At 65.4% G+C, this 26,050-nt stretch carries 24 protein-coding genes; 12 read left to right on the forward strand and 12 right to left on the reverse strand.

Annotated elements, in window-relative coordinates:
- Positions 1–75: 75 nt before the first annotated feature.
- The 3 genes from NDI54_RS08105 to NDI54_RS08115 all read left to right on the forward strand — a co-directional run bounded on the left by NDI54_RS08105 (position 76) and on the right by NDI54_RS08115 (position 4,509).
- On the forward strand, positions 76–1,410 hold the full coding sequence (locus tag NDI54_RS08105) for a DEAD/DEAH box helicase (protein WP_310895952.1): 1,335 nt from the start codon (positions 76–78) through the stop codon (positions 1,408–1,410).
- A 161-nt stretch (positions 1,411–1,571) separates the two neighbouring features.
- Positions 1,572–2,843 (forward strand): TIGR00341 family protein, encoded by a 1,272-nt coding sequence (locus NDI54_RS08110; protein WP_310895953.1) that lies wholly within the window; start codon positions 1,572–1,574, stop codon positions 2,841–2,843.
- Positions 2,844–2,919: 76 nt separating this feature from the next.
- Entirely contained in the window at positions 2,920–4,509 is a 1,590-nt protein-coding gene (locus tag NDI54_RS08115; RefSeq protein WP_310895954.1) for a DUF790 family protein, read from the forward strand.
- A 17-nt stretch (positions 4,510–4,526) separates the two neighbouring features.
- On the opposite strand, the gene NDI54_RS08120 is transcribed toward NDI54_RS08115, so the two are convergent.
- Complete coding sequence (locus NDI54_RS08120; protein ID WP_310895955.1) at positions 4,527–5,027, reverse strand: DUF7122 family protein; 501 nt, start codon at positions 5,025–5,027, stop codon at positions 4,527–4,529.
- A complete protein-coding gene (locus NDI54_RS08125) occupies positions 5,024–5,935 on the reverse strand; it encodes an RsmB/NOP family class I SAM-dependent RNA methyltransferase (RefSeq protein WP_310895956.1) in 912 nt (303 codons plus the stop codon). Before NDI54_RS08125 ends, NDI54_RS08120 begins: the two co-directional genes overlap by 4 nt.
- Before the next feature lie 51 nt (positions 5,936–5,986).
- On the opposite strand from NDI54_RS08125, the gene NDI54_RS08130 reads away from it, so the two are divergent.
- Genes NDI54_RS08130 through NDI54_RS08145 form a run of 4 tightly spaced genes read left to right on the forward strand, consistent with a single transcriptional unit; the run spans position 5,987 to position 9,672 of the window.
- Positions 5,987–6,760: a proteasome assembly chaperone family protein gene (locus NDI54_RS08130; RefSeq protein WP_310895957.1), complete on the forward strand. Its 774-nt coding sequence runs from the start codon at positions 5,987–5,989 to the stop codon at positions 6,758–6,760.
- On the forward strand, positions 6,760–7,755 hold the full coding sequence (gene sppA, locus NDI54_RS08135; protein ID WP_310895958.1) for a signal peptide peptidase SppA: 996 nt from the start codon (positions 6,760–6,762) through the stop codon (positions 7,753–7,755). Before NDI54_RS08130 ends, sppA begins: the two co-directional genes overlap by 1 nt.
- Before the next feature lie 40 nt (positions 7,756–7,795).
- A complete protein-coding gene (locus tag NDI54_RS08140) occupies positions 7,796–8,917 on the forward strand; it encodes a DUF373 family protein (RefSeq protein ID WP_310895959.1) in 1,122 nt (373 codons plus the stop codon).
- Between the two features lie 35 nt (positions 8,918–8,952).
- A complete protein-coding gene (locus tag NDI54_RS08145; RefSeq protein WP_310895960.1) occupies positions 8,953–9,672 on the forward strand; it encodes a diphthine--ammonia ligase in 720 nt (239 codons plus the stop codon).
- Positions 9,673–9,872: 200 nt separating this feature from the next.
- Here the strand turns inward: NDI54_RS08145 and NDI54_RS08150 are convergent, their stop codons facing one another.
- Complete coding sequence (locus NDI54_RS08150; protein WP_310895961.1) at positions 9,873–10,841, reverse strand: NDP-sugar synthase; 969 nt, start codon at positions 10,839–10,841, stop codon at positions 9,873–9,875.
- 84 nt (positions 10,842–10,925) lie between these two features.
- Here NDI54_RS08150 and NDI54_RS08155 point away from each other — a divergent pair, with 84 nt between their 5' ends.
- Positions 10,926–11,576: an NUDIX hydrolase gene (locus NDI54_RS08155; protein WP_310895962.1), complete on the forward strand. Its 651-nt coding sequence runs from the start codon at positions 10,926–10,928 to the stop codon at positions 11,574–11,576.
- A gap of 23 nt (positions 11,577–11,599) precedes the next feature.
- Here the strand turns inward: NDI54_RS08155 and mce are convergent, their stop codons facing one another.
- Together mce and NDI54_RS08165 are read right to left on the reverse strand one after the other, a co-directional pair.
- Complete coding sequence (gene mce, locus NDI54_RS08160) at positions 11,600–11,989, reverse strand: methylmalonyl-CoA epimerase (RefSeq protein ID WP_310895963.1); 390 nt, start codon at positions 11,987–11,989, stop codon at positions 11,600–11,602.
- A gap of 75 nt (positions 11,990–12,064) precedes the next feature.
- A complete protein-coding gene (locus NDI54_RS08165) occupies positions 12,065–13,747 on the reverse strand; it encodes an acyl-CoA mutase large subunit family protein (protein WP_310895964.1) in 1,683 nt (560 codons plus the stop codon).
- Positions 13,748–13,877: 130 nt separating this feature from the next.
- Here NDI54_RS08165 and NDI54_RS08170 point away from each other — a divergent pair, with 130 nt between their 5' ends.
- On the forward strand, positions 13,878–14,351 hold the full coding sequence (locus NDI54_RS08170) for an FKBP-type peptidyl-prolyl cis-trans isomerase (protein WP_310895965.1): 474 nt from the start codon (positions 13,878–13,880) through the stop codon (positions 14,349–14,351).
- Between the two features lie 81 nt (positions 14,352–14,432).
- Here the strand turns inward: NDI54_RS08170 and NDI54_RS08175 are convergent, their stop codons facing one another.
- Complete coding sequence (locus NDI54_RS08175; RefSeq protein WP_310895966.1) at positions 14,433–15,017, reverse strand: GNAT family N-acetyltransferase; 585 nt, start codon at positions 15,015–15,017, stop codon at positions 14,433–14,435.
- Between the two features lie 108 nt (positions 15,018–15,125).
- Here NDI54_RS08175 and NDI54_RS08180 point away from each other — a divergent pair, with 108 nt between their 5' ends.
- The gene (locus NDI54_RS08180) at positions 15,126–15,830 is read left to right on the forward strand and encodes a helix-turn-helix domain-containing protein (RefSeq protein WP_310895967.1); all 705 of its coding nucleotides are present in this window, start codon (positions 15,126–15,128) and stop codon (positions 15,828–15,830) included.
- A gap of 27 nt (positions 15,831–15,857) precedes the next feature.
- Here the strand turns inward: NDI54_RS08180 and NDI54_RS08185 are convergent, their stop codons facing one another.
- From NDI54_RS08185 to NDI54_RS08205, 5 genes are read right to left on the reverse strand one after another with little or no spacing between them, the layout of a single operon-like run.
- A complete protein-coding gene (locus tag NDI54_RS08185; protein ID WP_310895968.1) occupies positions 15,858–16,595 on the reverse strand; it encodes a branched-chain amino acid ABC transporter ATP-binding protein in 738 nt (245 codons plus the stop codon).
- Entirely contained in the window at positions 16,588–17,343 is a 756-nt protein-coding gene (locus tag NDI54_RS08190) for an ABC transporter ATP-binding protein (RefSeq protein WP_310895969.1), read from the reverse strand. The genes NDI54_RS08185 and NDI54_RS08190 overlap by 8 nt, the downstream gene beginning before the upstream one ends.
- A gap of 1 nt (position 17,344) precedes the next feature.
- On the reverse strand, positions 17,345–18,493 hold the full coding sequence (locus tag NDI54_RS08195) for a branched-chain amino acid ABC transporter permease (RefSeq protein ID WP_310895970.1): 1,149 nt from the start codon (positions 18,491–18,493) through the stop codon (positions 17,345–17,347).
- Positions 18,493–19,437 carry a branched-chain amino acid ABC transporter permease gene (locus tag NDI54_RS08200; RefSeq protein ID WP_310895971.1) on the reverse strand — a complete coding sequence of 315 codons (945 nt, stop codon included), beginning with the start codon at positions 19,435–19,437 and terminating at the stop codon, positions 18,493–18,495. The genes NDI54_RS08195 and NDI54_RS08200 overlap by 1 nt, the downstream gene beginning before the upstream one ends.
- 9 nt (positions 19,438–19,446) lie before the next feature.
- On the reverse strand, positions 19,447–20,799 hold the full coding sequence (locus NDI54_RS08205) for an ABC transporter substrate-binding protein (RefSeq protein ID WP_310895972.1): 1,353 nt from the start codon (positions 20,797–20,799) through the stop codon (positions 19,447–19,449).
- A 230-nt stretch (positions 20,800–21,029) separates the two neighbouring features.
- On the opposite strand from NDI54_RS08205, the gene NDI54_RS08210 reads away from it, so the two are divergent.
- Together NDI54_RS08210 and NDI54_RS08215 are read left to right on the forward strand one after the other, a co-directional pair.
- Positions 21,030–21,899 (forward strand): SDR family oxidoreductase, encoded by an 870-nt coding sequence (locus NDI54_RS08210; protein ID WP_310895973.1) that lies wholly within the window; start codon positions 21,030–21,032, stop codon positions 21,897–21,899.
- A gap of 135 nt (positions 21,900–22,034) precedes the next feature.
- Positions 22,035–24,158 carry an acyl-CoA synthetase gene (locus NDI54_RS08215; protein WP_310895974.1) on the forward strand — a complete coding sequence of 708 codons (2,124 nt, stop codon included), beginning with the start codon at positions 22,035–22,037 and terminating at the stop codon, positions 24,156–24,158.
- Here NDI54_RS08215 and NDI54_RS08220 read toward each other — a convergent pair whose 3' ends face one another.
- A complete protein-coding gene (locus NDI54_RS08220; protein ID WP_310895975.1) occupies positions 24,159–25,349 on the reverse strand; it encodes an MFS transporter in 1,191 nt (396 codons plus the stop codon). It abuts the gene before it with no gap.
- Positions 25,350–26,050: the final 701 nt, after the last annotated feature.

The following is a 26,050-nucleotide window of genomic DNA, read 5'->3' on the forward strand; positions in this document are numbered from 1 at the left end:
AGTGGTCGGTCGTGCTATGCCGCCAGCAGCGGTGGCCGCGAAAGCGTTATCGGCCGGACCGGCGAACCCCGGAATGTGCTGGAGTTGACGTACGAGTCGGGGACCATCCGCGTGACCGGGGACCCGCCGTCGGATCTGCCCGGCGTCGAGTACGACGAGCGAACGCAGTCGGCGAGAGCGCCGGCCTTCCGGTACGCCGAACTCGTGGACGCGCTTGAAGAGCGTGGGCTGGCGTACGAGGACCGCGTCTGCTCCCTCCCGTCGCTGTCGCTCTCGACGGCGTACGACCTCCGAGAGTACCAGCAGGCGGCGCTGGACGCCTGGCGCGACGCCGGCGACAGGGGGTGTCTGGAACTCCCGACGGGGAGCGGCAAGACCGTCATCGGCATCGCGGCGATGGTCGCGCTGGGGACGCCGGCGCTGGTCGTGGTCCCGACCATCGACCTGCTGGAGCAGTGGCAGCGCGAGCTACAGCGGGAGTTCGACCAGCCGGTCGGCCGCATGGGTGGCGGCGAACAGCGCGTCGAGGACATCACGGTGTCGACGTACGACTCGGCGTACCTGCGGGCGGACGAACTCGGCGACCGGTTCGGGCTCGCGGTCTTCGACGAGGTCCACCACCTCGGCGGGGAGGGGTATCGGGACATCGCTCGGCTGCTCGCTGCGCCGGCACGGGTCGGGCTGACGGCGACGTTCGAACGCCCGGACGGCGCTCACGAGATAATCGCGGACCTCGTCGGCCCGCTCGTCCAGCGGGTCAGCGTCGACGACCTGGCCGGCGAGCACCTCGCGGACTACGACATCAAGCGAATCGAAGTCGCGCTCACGCCGGACGAACGGGACCGCTACGAGGAGCACCAGGGGACGTTCACCGACTACCTCAAGCAGTCCAATATCCAACTCCGGTCGGGAAGCGACTACCAGGAACTCGTGAAGCGCTCGGGCAACGACCCGGCGGCCCGCGAGGCGTTGCTGGCGAAACAGCGCGCACGCGAGGTGATGATGAACGCCCAGCGGAAGGTCGACCGGCTGGCGACGATTCTTGACCGTCACCGCGGGGACCGAATCATCGTCTTCACCGCCCACACTGACCTCGTGTATCGCCTCTCCGAGCGGTTCCTTATCCCGGCGATAACACACGAGACTGGCGCGAGCGAGCGCCGGGAGATCTTAGAGCGGTTCCGCGACGGGACGTACTCCCGGGTCGTGACGGCGAACGTCCTCGACGAGGGCGTGGACGTGCCCGACGCAAACGTCGCGGTCGTGCTCTCGGGCAGTGGCTCGGAACGGGAGTTCACCCAGCGGCTCGGCCGGATTCTCCGGCCGAAAGCCGACGGTGGACGGGCGTTGCTGTACGAACTCGTGACCGAGGAGACCGCCGAGGAGCGGGTCGCTAGGCGTCGCAGATAAGCGGCCGGCGGCCGACGCCGAAGCGATCTGTGCCCGATTGCCTGCATGTTCCCGTCACGATGACCGGCTTTACCTCCTTGATAACTATCGTCGTCTCCGGCGAGGGACAGACAGATGCGCGATGCCACCCGCCGGCGTCGCGGGCCGCGGAGTGATGTCGAGTGCGGCTGATTCACATCCGCGTTCCGGACGCCAGCCTCGACAGCGTCCGCGACGTTCTGGACGACCGGGACATCAGCTACGTCCGGACCGAAGAGGCGAGCGACGACGAGGAAGCGTGGCTGTTGCAGTTTCCGCTCCCGCCGGAGGCCGTCGACGAGGTGCTCGAAGACCTCGAAGCGACCGGGCTCGACGCCGACCGGTACACGGTCGTCGGGAACGCCGAGACCGCCAGGCCGGACCAGTCGGACTCGGCCCGTCGCCACGAGGACCGCATCTCGCACGACGAACTCCGCGGCCGCGCTGTCGGCATGAACCCCGGACAGGGGACCTACTACGGGATGACGGTCCTGAGTGCAATCGTCGCGACGGCGGGGCTGCTACTCGACTCGCCGGCTATCGTCGTCGGGTCGATGGTCATCGCGCCGCAGGTCAGTTCCGCGCTCATCGCCAGCGTCGGGACGACGCTCAGTGACCGCCGGCTCATCGTCGAAGGCGTCCGCGATCAGTTGCTCGGGCTCGCCGTCGCCATCGGAAGCGCGGGCCTGTTCGGCCTGTTCATCCGCCACAGCGGGTTCGTCCCCGGACAGCTCCGTGTCACGATGGTCCAGCAGATCGCCCAGCGCATCTCGCCGGGCTTCCTCTCGCTCGCGGTCGGCCTCTGTGCGGGAGCCGCCGGGGCGTTCGGGCTGGCGACGGCGCTGCCGGTCTCGCTCGTCGGGGTGATGATCGCCGCCGCGCTCATCCCCGCCGCTGCGGCCGTCGGAGTCGGTATCGCCTGGGGACTGCCGGCCGTCGCACTCGGTGCCGGAATCCTCCTGCTGGTCAACGTCGCGTCGATCAACCTCACCGGCTTTCTCGTCCTCTGGGGACTCGGATTCCGCCCGGTGGACTGGGCGACCGACCGCGCCCCGACCGAGACGGTCCGGACCTACGCACCGACCGTCGTGGCCGTTCTGGCGCTGCTGGTCGCCTTTGCCGGTGCTGGAACAGTCACCGCCCAGCAGATGCAGGTCGAAACGTCCGTGAACGATGCGGTCACCGAAGTGCTGTCCGAGGAAGCCTACGAGCGACTCCGACTCCAGTCGGTCCAGACCCGCTTCGGCGGCGTCTCAGTCTACCGGCTGGACCGGGAAGTCACCGTCACGGTCAGTCGGCCTGCCGACCGGGCGTATCCGGACCTCGTCTCAGACTTCGAACGCGCCATCACCCGGTCCATAGAGGGCGACGCCACTGTCGAAGTCACGTTCGAGGACAGGCATCCGGCCGGGTGACGCCGCCCGACCACAGGCGGCCGGGCGGTTGCCCCGACTCCCCGCGTTTTTGTCGCTCCGTCGCGGACACACGCGTGTGCTGACGAAAGACCTCCTGCGGGTGTCCCGGGCCGGCGGCGGCTACCACCTGCAGTTCGCCGACGCCGAGGCGGAGCGGCTGGCGGCCCGCGTCCTGGGTATCTACCAGGGCCACGTCGGCGAGTCCCGCGAGACGCTGGAGGCAGCACTCGCGAACGTAGAGCGGGAGGCCGACGATTTCAAGCTCGTTCGCGGGCTGGCGAAACTCGTCGAGCGGGAGGCCACCTTCGAGACGCAGGCCCCGGTCGACCCAGTTCGAGTGCGGCGACGGGTGTTCGAAGCCGCCGCAGGCGTCGGCGTCGTGAGCGAGGCGGAGCGTGAGCAGGCACTCTCCGAAGCGGCCGACCACTTCGGTACGGACGCCGGGGCGCTGGCCGACGCGCTGTACGCCGACCGGGAATCGCGCCAGATTCTCACGAACGTCGCCTCGCGTTGGGGACCGGCCGAACTGCGGACCCAGTACAACCTCTCGCTGGCACAGACGGCGCTGTTCGACGCGACCGAGGTGCAGGTTCGCTCCTCTGACCCAAAAGCGCTCGTTTCGGCGGTCAAACGCCTCCGGCTGATGTACGAGATCCGGCGGACAGAGACCGGCCGTGAAGTGGTCGTCACAGGACCGGACGCGCTGTTCTCGAACACGCGCCGGTACGGCACGCGCTTCGCCCGCCTCCTTCGGACGGTCGCGGCCGCGAGTGAGTGGGAGCTGACGGCGACCATCGATGACCGGGGAACCGAGCGGGAACTCACCCTCTCGGACGGGGACATCTCCGTTCCCGGCGTTGACCCTGTGGCCGAGGTCAGCTACGACAGCGGCGTCGAAGCCGACTTCGCCGGCCGGTTCGCCGCACTGGGCCTCGACTGGGACCTGATCCGCGAGCCCGAACCCCTGGCGGCCGGCGAACACGTCGTCATCCCGGATTTCGCCTTCGAGTGGCGACCCGGTGCTGATACCGGAGTGCGGGACACCGGGCGAGGTGACGGGGATTCGAACGGGGCTGACGGAACTGCCGGTGACGACGCCCCGTTCCGCGTTTTCTTCGAGATTATGGGCTTCTGGACGCCGGAGTACGTCGCGAAGAAACTCGCTCGCCTCGACGCGCTGGAGGACGTGGAGATGCTGGTCGCCGTCGACGAGTCACTCGGCGTCGGGGACGAAATCGAAGCGACGGACAACCGGGCAATTCCGTATTCTGGTACAGTTAGAGTGAAAGACGTGCGGGACGCGCTGCGGCCCTACGAGGAGCGACTGGTACGGGAAAGTGCCGCGGAGATTCCCGACGAACTCCGTCCGGACGCCGCAGTTATCTCGCTCGCCGACCTCGCCGCGGAGCACGGCGTTAGCGAGGACGTGCTCGAAGACATGGCTTTTCCCGCCCACGAGCGCGTCGGCCGCACGCTCGTCGACCCCGCCGTGCTGGACGAACTGGCCGAGCAAATCCAGCCCGGGATGGCCTACGAGACGGCGACTGAGCGGCTTGCCGACTACGGTATCGAGGACGACAGCGCCGCCCTCGCCCGCCTCGGGTACCGCGTCGCCTGGGAAGGGCTGGGGAGCGGGACTATCGAGCCGCGGGACCGAGAAGCGTAGCGAACCGCACCCGCCGGTCAGACCTCGCGCCGGCGGCCCTTCGGCACCTGTGACCGGAGTTCGCCGTAGACGTACAGGCCGACGCCGACCGGTTCGGTCCCGCCAGCCAGGTCGTGCGTGACGACGAGATACCCCCAGTCGCCGTCCCAGTCGCGTTCCTGGTCCTCGCCGGCGACGAATGCTCGGGCGGCGTCCTCGTCGAGGTGGATGACGTTTTTCGAGGCACGGTCGCCGAACCGCTGGACGGCCTCCAGCGTGGGCTTCCAGTGTTCCTGGCGTGTCCGCAGGACCGTCATTCCCAGGCCTTCGATGTCGACCGGCGACGGCGGGCTGCCCTGATACAGCCACAGTTTGCCAGCGCCGCGTTCCCAGAACGTGTAGCCTTCGAAGGTATCCGGCGGGACGCCGAAGCGGTCCTGCCAGAAGTCGAGGACTTCGGCTCGCGTCGCCCGCTCGGGGTCCTCGCGCTCGTCGTCCGTTTCGGGGAGCCGCGTGAACACCGTGCTCTGGTCGCTCATTCGGCTGGCACCTCCAGTTTCGCACAGAAGAACCCGCCCGTGTCGTTGTGATGCGGGTAGATGCGCTTGGCGTTGGTCACGCTCGGGTCGAATGTGTCGTCCTGCCACTCGGTGATTCCGGGTGCGTGGGACAGCGGAAGGTCGTAGTCCACGATTTCGCAGGCCGCCTCCTCCAGCACGTAGTCCAGCACGGCCTCGTTCTCCTCCGGGGCGAACGTGCACGTCGAGTAGACGACGGTACCGCCGGGTTCGGTCACCTCGACGGCGCGTTTGAGGATGCCCTTCTGGACGCCGGAGATGCCTTCGACGTGCGAGAGCGTCCAGTCCTCCAGCGTGTCGGGGTTCTTGCGGACCGTTCCCTCACAGGAGCAGGGCACGTCCACGAGCGCCCGGTCGTATTCCTCGCCGCCGAAGGGCTTGACCGAGTGGTTGCGGCCGTCTTCGTGGGTGACGGCCACTGTTGTCGCGCCCAGTCGTTCGGTGTTGGTCCGCAGCGCCGAGATCCGCCCGAGGTTGTTGTCGGTGGCGACGACTTCGCCGGTATCCTCCATCAGCGAGGCGAGCTGGGTGGTCTTGCTGCCCGGTGCGGCACAGGCGTCCCAGACCCGCTCACCGGGCTGTGGGTCGAGGACTTCGGCAGGAATCACGGACACCTCCTCCTGGCCGTGAATCCAGCCGTGGAAATACGGCCAGTTCGCGCCGGGAGAGTCCTCGGGCAGGACGAACAGGCCGTCGTGCCAGTCGACGGGGTCGTAGGCGATGTTCGATTCCGCAAGCGCCGTCCGGACCCGCTCGACGGAGGCTTTGATGGTGTTGACCCGCACAGCCGACGGCAACGGGCGTTCACATGCGTCGATGAACGCCTCGAAGTCGTCGATGATGGGTCGGTAGCGGTCGAGTGGTTCCATTGTCCGGCGTTCGCTGGCGGTCGGTTTGTGGGTTTCGAACGGCACCGGCCCATGGCTTTCAAGCCGCCGGCGGCCGATACCTGTGGTATGGCACACGTACAGGTCCACCGCGACGACATTTCGCTCGACTCGCCGACACTGGTCGAAGGACTCCCGGGGGTCGGCCTCGTCGGCAAGATAGCCGCCGACCATCTCGTCGATGCCTACGACATGGAGTACTACGCTGCAGTCCACTGTGACGGGCTGCCGGAAATCGCCGTGTACGCGGATGAGGACCCGGAAATCCGTCCGCCAGTCCGGCTGTACGCGGACGAGGAACGCAACCTGCTCGTCCTCCAGAGCGACGCGCCGATCTCGCCCTCCGGCGCGACGGACTTCGCCGGCTGTATCGTCGGCTGGTTTCTGGAAAACGACGTGACGCCGATCTATCTCAGCGGCCGCCCCGCAGAGAAAGACGGGGTGCCGGACGTGTACGGCGTTTCGACCGGCGACGGGGCGGCGATGCTCAAAGAGGCGAACGTGGACCCGCCCTCGGAAAACGGGGCGATCACCGGCCCCACCGGCGCGCTGGTGCATGAATCACAGCGAGTCGGGCTGACGAGTATCGGGCTCATCGCCGAAGCCGACCAGCAGTTCCCCGACCCAGAAGCGGCGCGAGCGCTCCTGCAGACCGCTATCAGCCCGCTGGCTGACTTCGAGGTCGACACCGAGGCGCTGGTCGAACAGGCCGAAGAGATCGGCCGGGCCAAGGCCCAACTTGCACAGCAACTTCAGGAGAACCAGGAGGAGAGCACGAGCGCGCGACCGCTCGGGATGTATCAGTAATGGCGGGCGGAGACGACATCGTTCGTGGGCTGCTAGTTCTGGTCATCATCGGTATCGCCGTTGTCGTGGGCTGGGCGTTGTTCGTCACCGTCCCCGACAACCTCGCCCAGTTGCTCGGCGTCGTGCTGGTCCTTGCCGTTGCCGTCGCCGCCGCACGCATCGGCGGCAACGTCGCCGGGTCGCTGCTGCCAGCACACAACGTCGCGGAAGTCGCCGTCGAGGGGCCGATTAGCCGCGACGGCGGTGGCGGCATCACCAGTCCGCCGGTCGGCGCGTCGGCCGACGACATCGTGGAACAGATCGAACGCGCCGACGATGACCGCGGTTCGCAGGCGCTCATGCTGAAACTGAACACCCCCGGCGGCGAGATCGTTCCCAGCGAGGACATCCGTCTCGCAGCCGAAGAGTTCGACGGCCCGACCATCGCCTATGCGACGGATGTCTGTGCCAGCGGCGGCTACGATATCGCCGCCGGCTGTGACGAACTGTGGGCGCGGGAGGGCTCTATCGTCGGCTCTATCGGCGTCGTCGGCTCGCGGGTCAACGGCAAGGAGCTGGCCGACCGCCTGGGCCTCTCTTACGAGCAGTTCACCGCCGGCGAGTACAAGGACGCCGGTGTGCCGTTGAAGGAAATGACCGACGACGAGCGCGAGTACCTGCAGGGCATCGTCGATGACTACTACGACCAGTTCATCGACACCGTGGCCGAGGGCCGCGAGATGGACGCCGAGACGCTCAAAGACACCGAGGCGCGTATCTTCCTCGGCGACGCGGCCGAGAAACGCGGGCTTGTCGACCGGCTCGGGACGCGTGACGACGTGGAGGCCAGCCTGGAGCAGCGACTCGGCGAGGACGTGACGGTCAAGCAGTACGAGCCCGAGCGCGGGCTCGCGGGCAAGCTCCGTGGGGGCGCACAGCAGGTCGCCTTCGCCCTCGGCGCGGGTATCGCCGGCGTCGCCGACGGCGACATTGAGGGGCTTTCCTTCCGGCGATAGCTCGGGAGGTTTTTTATTCGGGGACCGCCTTCGCCGTAGTGTGACTACGCTGGTGGTGTGTATCGACAGGGACAGTCCGGCCACAGCGGCGTGTCCCGTCGTCGGCCGCGACGCCGTCGAGGCACTCATCACGCAGACTGGCGTCGTGGATCCGGAAGACAGCCGGGTCAACTGCCTTCTGGAAGGGCTTGCGGTCGCGGACGAACTCGAAGCCGAGGGCTCCGAACCGATCCTCGCCGTCGTCGGGGGCGGGAGCGACAGCGTCGGCTCGGACCGGGAAATCGCCAGCCAGATCGACGACCTGGTCGCCGAGCACGACCCGGACTCCGCGGTCGTCGTCGTCGATAGCGCCGACGACGAGCGGCTGGTCCCCATCATCGAGAGCCGGGTTCAGGTCGACGCCGTCGACCGGGTCGTCGTCCGCCAGGCCCGCGACATCGAGTCGACGTACTACCTGCTTAAGCAGTTCCTGGCCGACGAGGAACTGCGCAAGACCGTACTGGTCCCGGTCGGGATCATCATGCTCGCGTTCCCGCTGTTGCTCGTCGTCACCAGCCCGACCATCGCCGTCGGTGCTATCGCAGCCGCCATCGGCGTGTTCCTCATCTACAAGGGCCTCGGTATCGATACGTACCTCTCACGCCTGCCTGGCCAGACTCGGGAAGCGCTGTACTCGGGCCAGGTGTCGCTCGTGACGTACGTCGTCGCCGCCGGCCTCTCGCTCGTCGGCATCTTCGCTGGCGTGTTGGGCGTCTCGGCGGTCGAAGACATCAGCCTGTTCCTGCTTGTGAACCGCTTTGCCTTCGCGTCGGTGCCGTGGCTGACCGGCGCTGCGCTGGCCGCCTCGCTGGGTCGCCTGCTGGACGAACTCATCCAGCAAGAAGGGGTCCGGAGCGCGTACGTGAACCTGCCGTTCGGTGCGGTCGCGGTCGGTCTCGTCGTTCGCGGTTTTTCTGCGTACTTCCTCGAACGCGGCGGTGTATTCGGGCCGTTCCGCGTTCGACCGACTGATCTCGGTGTCGTCCAGATTCAGGGCTTCACGCTGGATGCCGGCCCCCGGCTGGCGGTTTTCATCCTCGCCGGCATCCTCATCAGCCTCGTCGGCGTCCGGGTGGCGACCTACGTCAGCCACACCGACATCGAGGACGAACTGGTGGAATAGACAGCGATTTACGCCGCCGTCGGCTACCGATGGCTATGACAGACGGTGCGTGGGTGTCGCTGTTCTCCGGCGGCAAAGACTCTTCATGGGCGCTGTACCGAGCACTGGAACGCGGTCATCCTGTCGAGCGACTGGTGACGGTGCACCCGGAGGGAGATTCCTACATGTACCACGTGCCGGCGACCCGCCTGGCCGGGCTTGCCGCCGAGAGCATCGGTATCCCGCTGGTCGAAGTCGAACCGGACGATTTCGACGCCGACGACGTGCCCGATTCCGGCGCACAGGGCGATGCCGAACTCGAACCGCTGGAGGCCGCGCTGCGGGAGCTTGACGCCGACCTGGATGGCGGCATCACCGGTGTCACCGCCGGCGCGGTCGAAAGCGAGTACCAGACGACCCGCATCGAATCGATGGCCGACCGCCTTGAAGCCAACGTGTTCGCGCCGCTGTGGCAGGAAAACCCCCGCGACCTCGCCGACGCGATGCTGGATGCCGGCTTCGAAATACGGATCATCCGCGTGGCCGCCTACGGCCTCGACGAGTCCTGGCTGGGCCGCACGCTCGATGCCGACGCACTCGACGAACTGGAGGCGCTCAACGACGAGTACGGCGTCCACATTCTCGGGGAGGGCGGCGAGTTCGAGACGCTCGTGACCGACGGGCCACACATGGACCGCCGTATCGAACTGGAGTACGAGACGGAGTGGGACGGCAGCCGGGGGACGCTCAAAATTGAAGATGCGTGGCTGGCGTGATTCGGTGTCGGACCGGTCGGGAGTGAGCAACGCGAACGAGCGACCGGCTTTTTAGCGTAGATTTTTCATCGAGTGGTGCCCACAGGGCCATCGGCCCGAGGACACCCGACGATGAAAAAGGTACGATGGCAGCCGGGGGACGCTCAAAATTGAAGACGCGTGGCTGGCGTAATCGGGACGGTCGAAAACGGCTAGATCGGTCAGGTTCCGTCCGTGAGCTGCGTGTGCGCGCCGATGAGCGCGCCGGCCAGGTCCAGGCTCTCGACCTGCGTATCCCGGTCGATGATCGACTGGCGGATGTCCGAATCGATGATGGTCGTGTCGGGGAACACGATGGTGCCGTCGAGACTGGAGTTGACGACCTCGGCCCCCGAGAGGACGTGGACGTTCTCGCCGAGCGTGGTGTTCTCGATGGTTGCGTCCTCCGCAACGACGTTGTCGCCGTCGAGTTCCCAGGCGACGGCCTCCAGGTAGCTCTCGGGGGTCCCGATGTCGTACCAGGCGTCGTCGAAGGTGAACGCACGGACTGGCCCGTCGTCGACGAGCCACTGGATGAACCAGCCGGGTTCGTCGGGGTTGTTGCCGTCTTCGAGATACTCCTCGAAGCGGATCGCATCGGCCGGGAACGCGTAGCAGGCGATAGAGACGAGCGTGCTGTTGGGGTCGTCTGGCTTTTCCTGGAAATCCGTGACCGCCTCGCCGTCGAGTTCGATGAGGCCGTAGGAACTGGCCTTCTCGCGGGAGCCGACATCGTAGGCGGCGAGCGTTGGGTCGTCGTACTGTTCGAAGTAGTCGATGAACTCGGCGATGTCGAAGCTGATGAGGTTGTCGCCGGCGATGACCAGCAGGTCCTCGTCGCCGAGTCCTTCCCGGTCGACTAGTTGGGCGAGCGCGCCGACGACGCCGAACTTCTCGTCCTCCTCGGCGGTTTCCTCGACGGTCAGGGACGGCTTCTCGAAGCTACTCGCAGCGATGTGGTCCCGGAAATCGTCGGCAAAGCGCTGGTTCGTGCTGACGAACACGTCCGTAATGCGATTGTCCTCCTCTAACTCGCCGAGAATCCGGTCGATGACGGTCGTGTCACCGACGGGAAGCAACATCTTGGGCCGGTGCTTGGTGACTGGCCAGAGCCGAGTGGCGTACCCTCCCGCAAGGACAATCGCTTTCATGTCCGGAAAGAGACAAGCAAAATACAAGTTCTTTTTCATTGTTTGGACCGCGGCACTTATCGGTGCCCCGCAGTATCACCCCGTATGACTGACGACGACACCCCAGCCGACGCGGGGGCCGGTGACACGAATCTCACGGAGAAGATCAATCAGACGAACGTCGACAAGCGCATTTCGAGTCTGGAAGCAGCCTACGACGAGGTCCCGGTCACCGAGGAGAGCTTCGAGCTGTCGCCGGATGAATACGCTGACGTGTTCGCCGCGACGCGCGGGACCGGCTACTCCGGCAACAGCGTCGTGTTCGTCACCCGCGACGGCACGGAGTTCCCGGAGCTGAGCGACCAGATACCCGACCAGGCGGCCGGCGACACCCGCGACCGCGTGCTGCTCGTGTTGGGCCGCGGCGCTGACATGTGGGCACTGCCTGGCGGCGGCAAGGGCGACGAGTACGAGTCGGTCCAGGGCACTGCGGTCCGTCGCGTCAACGAACAGACCGGCATCCGCTGTACGGTCACCGGCGTCGCGGAGGTCGTTCACTCGAAGTACTACCCGGACACCGACGCGCAGGGGTCGGTACACACGCTGGATATCTACCTCGAAGCGGCGTACAAGAAAGGCGCTCTCGACGTGGACGAGTCGGAACTCGTGGGGGCGGCGTGGTTCGCGGAGCCGCCGGAACGGTTGACGCCGGGAGCCGAGGAACGGTTCGCGGCCTTTCTCGACAGCGGCGAGTGAGTCCGCACCCGAGGAGACGTAAATTAGTGTTCGACTAACTCCACGAGCACGCCGCCGGTCGTGCTCGGATGGAGAAAGGCCACGTCGTGGCCCCACGCGCCCGGCCGTGGCTCCTCGTCTATCAGGTCGATGCCACAGTCACTGACCGCCTCTAGCGCGGCCGCGATGTCTTCGGTCCCCAGTGCGACGTGGTGGATGCCCGGCCCGTTGCTGTCGATGTATCCGGGAATTGCGCCGTCTGCATCCGGTAGCGGCTCTAACAGTTCGAAGTAGCCATTGCCCATATCGAGAAACGTCACCTGCAGCCCGTCGAACGTCTCCTCGTGGACGACCGGTGTCTCGAAGGCGTCGGCGAACAGGTCCGCAAGCGGGTCGGCGTCGTCGGTCGCAATCCCGGCGTGGTCGAAGCGCATGGGCGACCGTACACCGGGGTGGCTTATAGTTCTGGGAGCCGCTGGAACACGGCCGAACTCACCTCCGCACCGCGCTTACATCGACGAGCCGGGCTGGTACTCCCCGAACACGTCCCGGAGCACGTCACACACCTCACCGGTCGTGGCGTACACCTTCACGGCGTCGATGATGTATGGCATGACGTTCTCGTCGCCCTCGGCGGCCCCTCGAAGTGCTTCGAGTTTCGCCTCGACGGCCTCGTCGTCGCGTTCCTCCCGCACGGTGGCGACGTTGTCCTGCTGGGCCTGCTCGACGGCCTCGTCGACCTCCTCGATGTCCTGTTCGCCCTCCTCTTCGACCTGGTACTCGTTGACGCCGACGATGATTCGCTCGCCGTCTTCCTGTTCGCGCTGGCGCTCGAAGGCCACGTCCTGAATCTGGCGCTGGACCCACTGCTCCTCGATGGCGCGGCGCATCCCGCCGCGCTCGTCGACTTCCTCGATGAGCGTTCGGGCTTCGGCTTCGAGTTCGTCGGTCAGCGATTCGACGTAGTAGCTGCCGGCGAGCGGGTCGATAGTGTCGGCTGCGCCGGACTCATGCGCGAGAATCTGCTGGGTCCGCAGCGCCGTTCGGACGGATTGCTCGGTCGGGAGGCCGATAGCCTCGTCCTTGCCGTTGGTGTGGAGGCTCTGGGTCCCGCCAAGCACCGCCGCGAGCGCCTGGTAAGAGACGCGGACGACGTTGTTTTCGATCTGCTGGGCGGTCAACGTCGACCCGGCGGTCTGGGTGTGGAACTTCAACTGTTTGGACTTGGGATTCTGGGCGTCGAAGCGCTCGTCCATGATTTTCGCCCAGAGACGACGCGCCGCCCGGAACTTCGCCACTTCCTCGAAGATGTTGTTGTAGGAGGCAAAGAAGAAGGATAGCTGCGGGGCGAACTCGTCGACATCAAGCCCGGCCTCGATGGCGGCCTCGACGTACTCGATGCCGTCGCCGAGCGTAAACGCGATCTCCTGGGCGGCCGTCGAGCCGGCCTCGCGGATGTGATACCCCGAGATGGAGATGGTGTTGAAATTCGGCGTCTCGGCGGCACAAAAGTCGAAGATATCGGTGATGAGCCGCATCGATGGCTCCGGTGGATAGATGAAGGTGTTCCGGGCGATGTACTCCTTCAGCACGTCGTTCTGGATGGTTCCCCGGAGTTCCTCGCGGTCGACGCCCTGCTTGTCGCCGACAGCGATGTACATCGCCAAAAGCACCGACGCAGGGGCGTTGATTGTCATGCTCGTCGACACCTCGTCTAGCGGGATGCCGTCGAACACGGTCTCCATGTCGTCTAACGAGTCGATGGCGACGCCGGTCTTGCCGACTTCGCCGGCGGCCATCGGGTGATCAGAGGCGTACCCCATCTGCGTCGGGAGGTCAAACGCCATCGAGAGCCCGGTCTGGCCCTGGTCGAGGAGGTAGTTGAACCGCTCGTTGGTCTCCGTCGCCGTCCCCATCCCGGCGTACTGACGCATCGTCCAGAGGCGACCCCGATAGCCGGTCGGGTACACCCCGCGGGTGTACGGCTCCTGACCGGGAAAGCCCAGGTCTTCCTCGTAGTCGAGATCGGCGATGTCTTCGGGCGTGTACAGACGGTCTACCTCGTGGCCCTCGGTGTCCGTGGTGAACGTCTCCTTGCGCTCGCCAAAGCGGTCGACGGTAGGCTGGACATCGTCTTCCTCCCACTGAGCCTTCGACGCCCGTATCTGCTCCAGCTCGTCGGGGTCAAACATGGACGGACCCTCGGACGGCGGAGGCTTAAGGGTTCCCAAATCCTTCACGGTTTGTAATGCCCGTCTCCCGTCGAAACGATAGCGCACCGTTCCGTGGTGGGTTTATGTTGTCCGTGTCCAACGGAGACGTATGCCAATCGAACCGGGTAACGGCGTCACCATCGAGTACGTCGGTCGCTTCGATGACGGCGGGGTCTTCGACACGTCCCGTCCCGAAATCGCCAGGGAGCACGGACTCATCGAGGCCCAGGGCGTCGATGCGAGCGAGTACACGCCGCTTTCCTTTACCGTCGGTGCGGGTGAGATCATCGAGGGACTCGATGAGGCCCTCGTCGGAATGACCGCGGGCGAGGAGGCCACCGTCACGGTGCCCCCGACGAAGGCCTACGGGGAGTTCCAGGCCGACCGCGTCCGCGAGTACGATCCCGAGACCTTCGAGGGGATGGTCGGCAAAGAACCGGAAGTCGGCCTCCACGTCGAGGCCGAGAACGGTCTCCACGGGGACGTGACTGCGGTTCGAGACGACGCCGTCGAGGTCGATTTCAACCACGAGCTGTCCGGCAAAACGCTCGTGTTCGACATCGAGGTCGTCGATGTGCGGTAGTCATACTGTCGGCTGTCCGTCTGTGAAGGACTTCGCCATCCCGGAACGGCGAATATCTTGCACCAGGGACAGCCGACAGTATCAGTCGCCGGTGTCGTACTTGTAGGTCGCTTCGTCGGGGTCGATGCCGAAGTCTTCGGGACCCGCCTCCGGTTCGGGTTCCTCGGACTCGCCGGCACTGGCCTCTTTGAACCGCTTGCGGAGGTGTCCCGGGACCTGGAAGCGGTCGACGGCCACCCGGAGCGGCACCGCGTCGGGCTGGATGTTCTCCTGTTTCGTCGCGAGTCGGTCCCGGAGCGAGCCGGGCAACTGTGCCGGGTCGATCGGCTCGAACCCGAACTGCGCGAGGTACTCCGCGGCGTTGGTCAGCGAGTAGACGGTGTCGAACCCCTCGTCGCCGCCGTACTCGACCAGGCGCTCGATGACGTGCGCGCCCACGCCCTGGTTGCGCCATTCGGGCAGGACGCCGATGCTGGTGAGTTCACAGACTCGCTCCTCGTCACCTTTGTGGATACGGATGCGGCCAAAGCCCGCCTTTTCGTGGCTCTCCTCGTCGATAGCGACAACGTAGTCCCGGGATCTGAAGGCCGTCTCGTCCAGCCCCATCTCCTCGATACGGTCCAACAGCCAGACCTCCTCTCTGTTTTTCGCATCCCGGACGTACATGCCTGAAAATTAACTCCCCCGGTGAAAAGGGTTTGCGGCGTGACTGGTGTGGGTGGGTTACGTGACTGATAGCCAACCACTAAGACAATCCCACACGATTGATTACCTATGATCTCGCTCGAGATGGACATGGTCCAGTACGACTGTCCGTACATCGACACGACACTGGACTACGAGGTGTCGTTCCTGGCCAAGCAGTGGGATTTCCACCCCGTCGAGCGGGAGCTGGAGACGCGGATCATGGTCAACGGCGCGGACCGGGAGGAACTGGACCGCGGGCTGAACGCGCTCGAAGCTCACGACCACATGGAGTCGTATCAGCTCCTCCGCCGGAAGGGCGATCTGGCGCTCATCCGCTCGCGCATCGACGAGACGAACGCGATGAACGTTATCCGCGACCACAGCGGCTATATCACCGGACCGTTCCGCATCCGGGAGGGCTCGGAAATCTGGCACGTCGGTTTCGACACCGAACGGGTCGCGGACGGGACGCTGTCGGAACTGGAACGGGACAACGACTACACCATCCGGTCCCGGGAATCAGTCGACCTGGAGGACTACTATGACCTGTTGCAGAACATCGACTCGGCGAAGCGGCTGGTCGACGGCTGCCGGGAGCTGTCGGATGTGGAGCGAGACACGCTGGAGAAAGCTGTCGAGGGCGGCTATTTCGACACGCCGAGGGACGCGACCTTGTCGTCGCTCGCCGAGGAGTTCGACGTGTCGAAGATGGCCATCTCGAAGAACCTCCGACGGAGCCAGCGGAAGATACTCGACCGCGTCACGACGGCGATGAACGACGTGACCGACTGATTGCCTGGCTGGGGCGCTGTGCTGTCCCTACTCCGTCCCGCTCCCCTGCATCAGCTTCTGGATGTCCTCATCGGCTGCCAGCTCCTCGGGGTCGCCGCTGGCGACGATGTCGCCGCGCTCGATGACGTACAGGCGGTCGACGACTTCGGGAACGTGCGTGACGTTCGACTCCGCGATGAGAACGGCGATGTCGCGGTCGTTAATCTCCTGAATGTAGCGTTTGAGGCTCTCGACGACGACCGGAGCTAGCCCCTCCAGCGGTTCGTCGAGGATGAGCAGGTCGGGCTGGAGCGCGAGCGCCCGGCCGATGGCGACCATCTTCGCCTGGCCGCCGCTGAGGTTCTGGACCTTCGCGTCCCGGCGGTCGTCGAGTTCGGTCAGCACGTCGTAGACGCTCTCGATGACCGCGTCCTCGTCGTCGATGCCGCGGGCTTTCCCGCTGGTCCAGATGGGGAGCCGGAAGTTCTCGTCGACGGTCATCCCGGTGAACAGCTTCCGGTCCTCGGGCTGGTAGCCGATGCCTCGCTTGGGAATCAGCTCCGAGCGGATGTCAGTCAGCTCCTCGCCCCGGAACCGGACCGACCCGCTCCAGACCGGCGTCAAGCCCATGATGCCCCGGAAGGTGGTCGTCTTGCCCGCGCCGTTGCGGCCGACGAGGCCGACCGCCTCCCCGGCGCTCACGTCGAGGTCGATGTCCTCGGTCACTTGGAACCCCTCGACAGCGGCGCTGAGGCCCCGAACCGAGAGCAGGGGCTCGCTACTCATCCGCGCCGACCCCCAGGAGAAGCCGCCGGAGTTCGTCGTCAGTTTCGAGCATCGTCGGCGGACCGACGCCGTGGACGGCTCCCTGATGCAGCGCCACGACGCGGTCGGCGTACTCGGTGACAATGTCCATATCGTGTTCGATGGTGACCGTCGTGACGCCCTCGGCCCGACCGACCTCGACGATGGTCTCGATGACGTACTCCTTCTCGCGGGTGGACACGCCCGAGGTCGGCTCGTCGAGCAGGAGGTAGTCCGGGTCGAGGCCGAAGGACATCGCCACGTCCAGCAGTTTTCGGTCGCCGTGGGGGAGTTCTTCGGCGACGGTGTCGGCGGCGTCTTCGAGTCGGAACTTCGCCAGCAGTTCGTCGACCTTAGTCTCGACTTCCGCATGGCCGTCGGCCATCGAGAACAGGCTCCAGGTCTTGCCCTGCTCGGTTAGCACCACAGTTCGGAGGTTCTCCCGGACGGTCATCTCCTCGAACACTTTCACGACCTGGAAGCTCCGGGCAATACCGGCGTCGACGCGGCCGTCGGCCGACATGCCGGTGATGTCCTCGCCGTCGAGGACGATAGAGCCCTCGTCCGGCGAGAGAAAGCCCGTCAGGAGGTTTATGAACGTCGTCTTCCCGGCCCCGTTCGGGCCGACGATGAAGACGAGTTCGCCCTCCTCTTTCCCGAACTCAATGGAGATATCGTCAGTTGCGACCAGTTCGCCAAACGATTTGCGAAGGTTGCGTGCTTCGAGCATCTCAATCAGCTCCGAAGAGGATTATCCGCAGGCTAGTCATCGACTCGGCGAGCTTGCGCTCGGTCGTCTCGACGGCTGTCCGGCCCCACGTCGAGAGGACGGAGGGCTCTCGGCGCAGTTCCCCGAGGCGGGCGCTGACGATGCCGCCGGATTGCAGCGACCCGACGATGCCCCGCGGGAAGCCATACACCAGTATCAGGAGGATCACACCGGTGAGGAAGTCGTAGTACTGGGTAACGTCCTGGCCCACGTCCTGCAGGAAGACGAGGACGACGCCGCCCAGCAGCGGCCCGACGAGCGTCCGGAACCCGCCCAGGATCGCCATGAACAGGATGTCGCCCGAGCGGAGGAAAAACAGCGACTCCTCCGGGCGGATGTACTGCCGGACGACGGCGAACAGCCCGCCCGCGACGCCGCCGTAGATGCCCGAGATGACGAACGCGACCCAGACGTATCGGCGGACCGGCAGGCCGATGAACCGTGCCCGGGTCCGCTCCTGCCCGATGGCGTCCAGGGCGTTGCGGAACGGCGACTGCGTGATGCGGTACATCACGAACAGGCCGATGAGGATGACGACCACCGTCAGGTAGTACGTCAGCACCTGATACACGTCGGGGCTGAACGCAGTCCCGAACAGAAGCGGCTGATTGGCCGGCCCGGGCCGGATGGGGAGCCCGTCGCTCCCACCGAGTGCGCTCTGGCCGAGCGCGATAGCGTACAGGAGTTGGCCGAACGCAAGCGTCAGCAGCGCGAAGTACAGCCCGGTGTGGCGCAGCGACAGCGCGCCGATGATGGCCGCCATCACCGTCGCAGCCGCGATAGCGCCGAGCAACAGCAAGCCGACGCTCTGGACGCCGGCGTAGCGCGCGAGAACTGCGGTGGCGTACGCGCCAGTGCCGAAGAAGGCCGCGTGGCCAAAGGACGTGAGTTTGGTGTGGCGAAGCAGGAGGTTCAGGCCGACCGCCGCGAAGCCAAACAGCAGGCCCTGATGGATGACGCTGAGTTGCAGGCTGTCTGAGAGGGTCGTCAGGTCCGGCACGAGAAACAGGAAGACGACCCCGATCAGCAGGAACACGGCCTCCCGCCGCGTCACTTCAACGCCGAGGAACCGATACGCCGGCGTCCCGTCGCGGTCGGTCCGCTCCGGCATCACGCCGTCTCACCCCAGGTGCCAAACAGCCCTTCGGGCTTGACCAGCAGGATGAGCGCCATGATGGCGAACGGTGCGGCGATTTCGCCCGGCGGGTACAGCGTAATCATCCAGCTACGGATGACGCCGACCAGCAAGGCCCCGACGAACGCGCCCCGGAGGCTGCCGAGGCCGCCGATGACGATGACGACGAACGACAGGACGAGCGGATTGGTCCCCATCTCCAGGGTGGCCGCTGTCGGCGGCACGGCCATCGCACCGGCGAAGCCGGCAAGAAAGGCTCCGAGGGCGAACACGAGCGTGAACACGCGGTCGGTGCTGACGCCGATGGCGGTCGCCATCTCGCGGTCGATGGCCGTTGCGCGGATGATGCGGCCGGTCTTGGTCCGCTCGAAGAACCAGAACAGGCCGACGACGGAGGCCATGCCGACGAGGATAACGAACACGTTGTAGGTCGGGTAGTTCAGCCCGATGAGTTCGCTGGTCGGGATGGTGTTTATCGCGCTGTAGACGGCGTCGGTTCTGAGGGACTGGTCCCCCCAGATGAACTTCTTCAGGTCGAGCAGAATAAGCAGGAGGGCAAACGTCAGGACCAGCTGGTAGACCTGGTCGCGGTCGTAAATCTGGCGCAGGAACACCGCTTCGAGGACGGTCCCCACGGGCAGGAGAATGGCCGCCGTGATGAGGACGGCGGCGATGACCGCAAAGAGGAACACGGCCGTCCCGACGAGGCCGTCGCCCGGCGGGCCGACGACGCCGATGACGAAGCCGAACACGCCGATTGCCGTGTAGGCACCGAACGAGAATAGCTCCCCGTGGGCGAGGTTCAACACGTCCAGGATGCCCAGGATGACGGTCAGTCCAGAGGCTATCATGAACAGGATGAACCCGAACTGGATGCCGTTGAGCGTCTGGACGAGCGCGGCTGTGGGTGTTACGGCCATGGCTCGATCTCAGGCGCTCCAGCTCTCCAGCCAGTCGCTGCCGGTGACACCGGGCGGCGGCGCAGTCTCGGTCGCCGCGTAGGTGTTCACGTCGTTGAGCCGGGCTGCGCCGAGGTCGTCGTCGTACACCATCTGCCCGGCGAAGGAGTTCGACGCCCCCTGGTGGTCCTCGGCCATGTTGTGGTAGCCGGCCGGCGTGAAGAAGCCGTGGCCCTCCAGGACTTGCGCGATCTGCTCCTGACTGGGATAGGTCCCGAGCAGGTCGATTGCCTTCTCGACGGCTGTCGCCCACGCGGTGACTGCGCCGTAGCCGCTCATGTAGTGAGCCGTCGGCACTGTCACCCCGTCCTGCTGTGTCGCAGCGTCGAATAGCTCTTGGCCTGGCTGCCAGTTACCCAGCGCCGGCAGGCCCCAGTAGTAGTTGCGCGACCCGGAGTAGATGTCTGTGCCCGCCAGCGCGTCGCCCGGCACGTCGCCGGCCGCGCTGTACAGCGTCGTCCCGAACACCGTCGTGTTCTCGAACATGTTGTTGGCGTTCGCCTGCCGGACGAACGTCGTCACGTCGCCGCCCCACAGACTGGAGAAGGTTACGTCCGGCTCCTCGTTGTTGATCGAGGTGATGTGGTTGGACATATCGCTTGCGCCCAGTTCCGGGAACCCCTCGTAGACGATTTCGGCGTCCGTGAGCTGCTGGATGGCCTGTGTGAACACCTGCATCTCGTCCTCGCCGAAGGAGTAGCCGGGGTTGACGCCGGCGACGGTCGAGATGTTGTCCGCGCCGATGCGCTCGACGGCCTCACGAGCCATCGTCACTACTTCCATGATGTCGTAGTTCTGGAAGCGAAAGGAGTAGGTCGGGTCGGGGACGGTCTCCTCGTAGAGCGTCGTCACCGTCCCGTCGGTGCCGACGTTGATGACCTCGTTTTTCTCGACCTCGGGGGCGATCTGGCTGTGGGTCCCGCTGGAAATCGGGCCGAACGTGACCTCCTTGCCCTCCTCGATGAACTGGTTGTAGCCGTCGAGCGCGTTCGATCCCTCGTTGACCACGTCGAGTTCGATCTCGCGTTGCCCGCCGATACCGCCTGCTTCGTTGATACGCTGGACCGCCAGCTCGGCCCCGCGCTGGGCCTGAATGCCGAGGACGCCCGGTGCGCCCCGTGTAAACGTCAACAGTCCGGCCGCTATCGGTTCGTCCGAGATCTCGCCGCCGGACTGCTCACCCTGGTCGGCCGCCTCGCCGTCGCTCAGCAGGGTCGAGCAGCCGGCGAGCGCCGCGGCGACAGCCGAGCCGCCGACCGCCGCGAGCAGTTGTCGCCTGCCGATACCCTCACTGTCATGATCCGTGTTAGCACTTTGTTTCATAGGTGTGTCCCGATGAGCCCCGTCCGGGCTGTCTCGTCACGTGGTGTGTGCCACGCTCACAGGGATGACTGATTCTTCCGACGTAACCCCCGAATAACGGGAGGTTTACACGTAAACCACGGATCGCTGTGGCTTCGGTCCCAGCCACTTGCTGTTCTCGCCATATCGTCCGGTCGGGTATACATGTCAACCCGCCCCTATTCGGCGGTGTCTAGAAAACATGTGATCGAATGGCATCCAGTACCTCACACGAGCGGCTCGAAGTCGAGCCCATCGACGAGTCGTCGATCCTGTTCGTCGACGACGACCACTACACGAGCGACACGGTCTGTCTGGTAACCGGCGGCGGGTCAGGTATCGGCCGGGCGACGGCGCTGGCGATGGCCGCCAACGGAGTGACTGCCGTCGCAACGGACATCGACGAAGACGGCCTCGGCGAAGTGGCGGCCACGGCGGCGGACCTCGATCTCGACGGGGCCGTCGAAACCGTAGCTGGCGATCTCGGCAACGACGCCGACATCGACGACATCGTCGAGACCGCCGCGTCCCACGGCACGGTGCGCTACCTCGCCAACATCGCCGGCCTGCAACACATCGACGCCATCGAGGACTTCCCGATGGAGAAATACGACCAGATGCACGACGTAATGCTTCGCGCCCCGCTCGCGCTCTCGAAGCGGGTCATCCCCCACATCCGCGGAACCGACGACGGCGTCGGCGCAATCGGCAACATGGCGTCGGTTCACGGCCACTACGTCACCTCCGATAAGGTGGCCTACAACGTCTCGAAGTTCGGCTTGCGTGGACTCACCCAGTCTATCGCCGCCGAGGGCGGCGGCGGCCTCCGGGGCTTCTCAATCAGTACGGGCTACGTGAAGACGCCGCTGGTCGTCGACCAGATTCCCGACACCGCCGAGCAGCGCGGCATCAGCGTCGACGAGGTCATTGATGACGTAATGTTGGGCCAGGCCCGCGTCAAGGAGATGATGGACCCCATCGACGTGGCGAACCTCTTCGTGTTCGGCTTCTCGTCCCACGCCGACCACCTCAACGGCGGCGACCTGCTGTTCGACGGCGGAATGACAAAGACCTACGAGTGAGAAGTATTTGTGTGAACATGACTCACTACCGTCCACCGCCCGCTGTGCGGACTTGGCCAACCACGACCGCCGGACGGACGCACCACATACCAATCCGCGGTACATGTCTGTAACTCTCTAGCAAACACACAGCCAATGAGCGAGCAACAACACACCGACACCATCGTCCACGAACCGGGCCGGGCGTTCATCGAGTCGACGAACGTCTGGGAGTTCATGCAGGCCTACGACATCGAGGACTACGACGAACTCATCGAGCGAACGACTACGGACCTCCCCGACGAACCGGAATCCGGCGTCGACTGGTTCTGGGACGTACTCCCGGAGTATCTCGATATTGAGTTCTTCGAGGAATACGACGAGGTCCGAGACGACAGCGGGGCGCACAGCGCCCCGGACAGCGCGAGTAGCGCGGAACAGAGTTCCGCGGACCGTTCGAGCGGGCAAGGCCCGCGAGAAGACGGTGAAACCGCGAGCCGCGGCGGCCCACAGTTCACCGATTGGTACCCCGGCGGAACCATCAACGCCGCCCACAACGTACTGGACCGGCACGCGGCCCGGGACAGCCCGACCCGCAACACGGTAGCCCTCATCTGGGAGGGCGAACCCGGCGACGTGCGGGAGGTCACGTACCACGAACTGAACCGACAGGCCAGCAAAGTGGCGAACTACCTGGAGTCGGTTGGCGTCGGCACGGGTGACACCGTCGGCCTGTACATGCCGATGGTTCCAGAGGTCGCATCGATACTGTACGGCTGTCTCAAAGTCGGCGCAATCGCCGTCCCCATCTTCTCCGGATTCGGCGTCGACGCGACGGCGACCCGCATCGCCGACGCCGAGTGTTCCGTGCTGTTCACCGGCGACGGCTTCTACCGCCGGGGATCCGAAGTCCACCTCAAGGCGAGCGCCGACGAGGCCATCAAGCAGGCCGGCGACGAACTCGGGACAACACCAGTCGAACACACCGTGGTCTACGACCGCCTCGGCGTCGCCGACAACCCCGACGAGACGATTCGCTGGACCCGCCGCGACGAGTGGTGGGAGGAAGCCATAGAGACGGCCGACGACGAGTACGCGGCCACGGAACTCCCGAGTAATCAGGCGTCCATGCTGCTGTACTCCTCTGGAACGACCGGGAAGCCGAAGGGCATCGTCCACACGCACGCCGGCGCGCTCATGCAGGCGGCCAAAGAGATTCACTTCGGTTTCGACCACAAGCCCAGCGACCGCTTCTTCTGGGTGAGCGATATCGGCTGGATGATGGGCCCCTGGACGCTGCTCGGGAACCACGCCTTCGGCGGGACCGTCTTCATGTACGAGGGCGCGCCGGACCACCCCGAACCGGACCGCTTCTGGGCGATGATCGACCGCCACGACCTCACCACCTTCGGTGTCTCTCCCACAGCCGTCCGGGCACTGCGAAAGAAGGGTGACGAGTGGCTCGAGGGCCACGACCTCTCCAGCCTTCGCCTGCTCGGGTCGACCGGCGAACCCTGGGACCCCGAGAGCTGGCTGTGGTTCTACGAGAACGTCGGCAACGAGGACTGCCCCATCATCAACATCTCCGGCGGGACCGAGATCATGGGGTGTTTCCTGATGCCGATGCCGATTCAGCCGCTCAAACCCTGCACGCTCGGTGGTCCCGGACTGGGGATGGACATCGACATCGTCGATTCCGACGGCGAGTCCATCGCAGATACCCACGAGCGCGGCTATCTGGTCGCTCGGGACTCCTGCCCGTCGATGACCCGCTCGCTGTGGAGCGGCGACGAGCGCTACCTCGACGAGTACTGGTCGACTTGGGACGATGTTTGGAACCACGGCGACTGGGCACAGAAAGACACGGACGGCCTCTGGTTCCTGCATGGCCGGGCCGACGACGTGCTCAACGTCGCCGGGCGGAAGGTCGGCCCCGCAGAGGTCGAGGGCGCGGCGATGGAACACGAGGCGGTGAACCAGGCCGCCGCCGTCGGTGCGCCGGACGACACCACCGGCACTGCCGTCGTCCTCTATACCGTACTCGAACCGGGCTACGAACCCTCCGATGAACTCCGCGAGGCCATCCGCGCTGCCGTCGGCGAAGAACTCGGGAAGCCGTTCCGGCCCCGCGAGGTGCTGTTCGTCGACGAGTTCCCCAAGACCCAGAGCGGGAAGATCATCCGCCGGGCGATTGCCGGCGTCTACCGCGGCGAAGACCTGGGCGACATGTCCAGCATCGAGAACCCCGAGGCGCTTGAGGAAGTGCGCGAAGCGTCCTAGTCAGCCACTGACGGCGTCCTCGGTCGGCTTTTCGAGCCGCAGCAGTCCGGGTAGCGCGAGCACCGCGAGAACGACTTCCGTGCCGCCGGCGACGAGGAAGGCAATGGGGTAGCCGAAGGCCCCCGCGACGGTCCCCCCGACGAGGATGCCGGCGAGGAAGCCGACGCTGCCGAAGATGTTGAACCCGGCCATGGCGGTCCCGCGTTCCGTCTCGCTTGCGAGGTCCGAGACGAGCGCCATCGTCGCCGGGGCCATCAGCGCGCCGATGACGCCCGTTAGCACCATCCCCGCGCCGGCGATGGTGACTGTCGGAGCCTGCCCGACGCCGACGACGGTGAGGCCGTACAGTACCGACCCGGCGACGATAGGAATCGTTCGGCCGATACGGTCCGAGAGCACGCCGAAGGGGTACTGTAGCAGGGCGAAAGGGGCGAAAAACAGCGCCAGCATGATGCCGGTTTCGCCCGGCCCCAGCTCGAACGTCTCCCTGAAATACAGCGTCCCGACGAGTGCGAAAAAGCCCGCTGTGAGCCGGTCGATGAAGCCGAAGGCGAATGGGACGCCGAGCGTCGGCCGCCGTCTGAGGCCGGACACGGTCGCAGCCAGCCCCGACCGGTCCCCCGACGGTGCGCGGTCGGTCACGAAGACGGCGATGACTGCGACGACGAGCGAGAGCCCGCTTGCTGCATACAGCGGCAGGGTCGTCTGTATCTCGTACAACTGGCCGCCCAGCGGCGCGCCAAGCGCTGTGCCGCTGCCGATGGCGATACCGGCCGCCCCCATGTTCTTGCCGTGGCCGCCGTCGAGGTCCATCAGCATCGTCATGGCCAGCGAGAACGCGGCGATCGTGGCCCCGCCCTGAAGCACCCGCAGGACCAGAACGCCGACAAACGGGAGCGACACTGCACCGGGGAGCCACGCGAGGAGGGCGTACAGCACCGCGCTCGCGGCCGCCCCGCCGATAATGAACGGCTTTCGTCGTCCGGCCGAATCACTGAGCGCGCCCCAGACGCCGGCAAAGGCGACGAAGGCCCCGAACTCGGCGGCGAGGAACCACATGCTGGCGTTCAGATCCGTCGTCGCTCCCAACGTCCGGACCAGTCTGTCGACCCCCGGATACAGGAGGACCTGCGCGAGCAAGACGGCGAAGATCACGCCGGCGAGAATCCCCCGTTCCGTGCGGTTAGTCACAGGTGTGGATACGGCGAGCCTAAAAAAATAGGTACCGGACTCAACCAGTCCCCGGACTGATACGTATAGGTTACCGACCGACTCTCCCGCACAGTTTCCCTCGGCTGTTCGGACCAGATACACTCCGCGCCCATTTCGAGTGGCAACCAGTCGAACGATAACGGGATGGTCGGTAACGTAGCGACCGAAAGCAATAGCTTCCTTCGCGGCAGGATCGCACAGGGGACAGATGCGAAGCGTCGGTGCTAACCGCGGTGGCTTTCTGTCGGGACGCCCCGGAAGGCAGTTTCGCAGGCTATCGGCGCAGGGGTCCGCTAGCTCGATCTCGTTACTCAGCGCTGTGCGGGGGAACGAAGCCGCAGTTCGAACAGCCGTTGTGCTTCGTGGTCTGGTAGCTCAGTTCCGTCCCGCAGTTCGGACAGTTGTACTGGTCTGAACTCATTCATGTACGGGTACCATTCGACAGTACCTAAACCTTTCCTCGACAATCGTCTATAATCTCTAAAATGGTTGATTTCAGGCTATATGGCGGCTTAGCGTGGGTTGTCTCGGTCAGTCGAACAGATAATTGCACCGTTCAGAAAGGATGAACAAGGAAATAAATGGAATCCCTGGTCGACGTGTGTGGCCGTTCCTGTGTGGAAACCGGAAGACGCGAGCATAGTCTGAAATCGAACTGTGTAGGTCACATGGCGCTCGGA

The organism is Haloarcula terrestris (genome assembly GCF_031624315.1).
GTDB lineage: Archaea > Halobacteriota > Halobacteria > Halobacteriales > Haloarculaceae > Haloarcula > Haloarcula terrestris.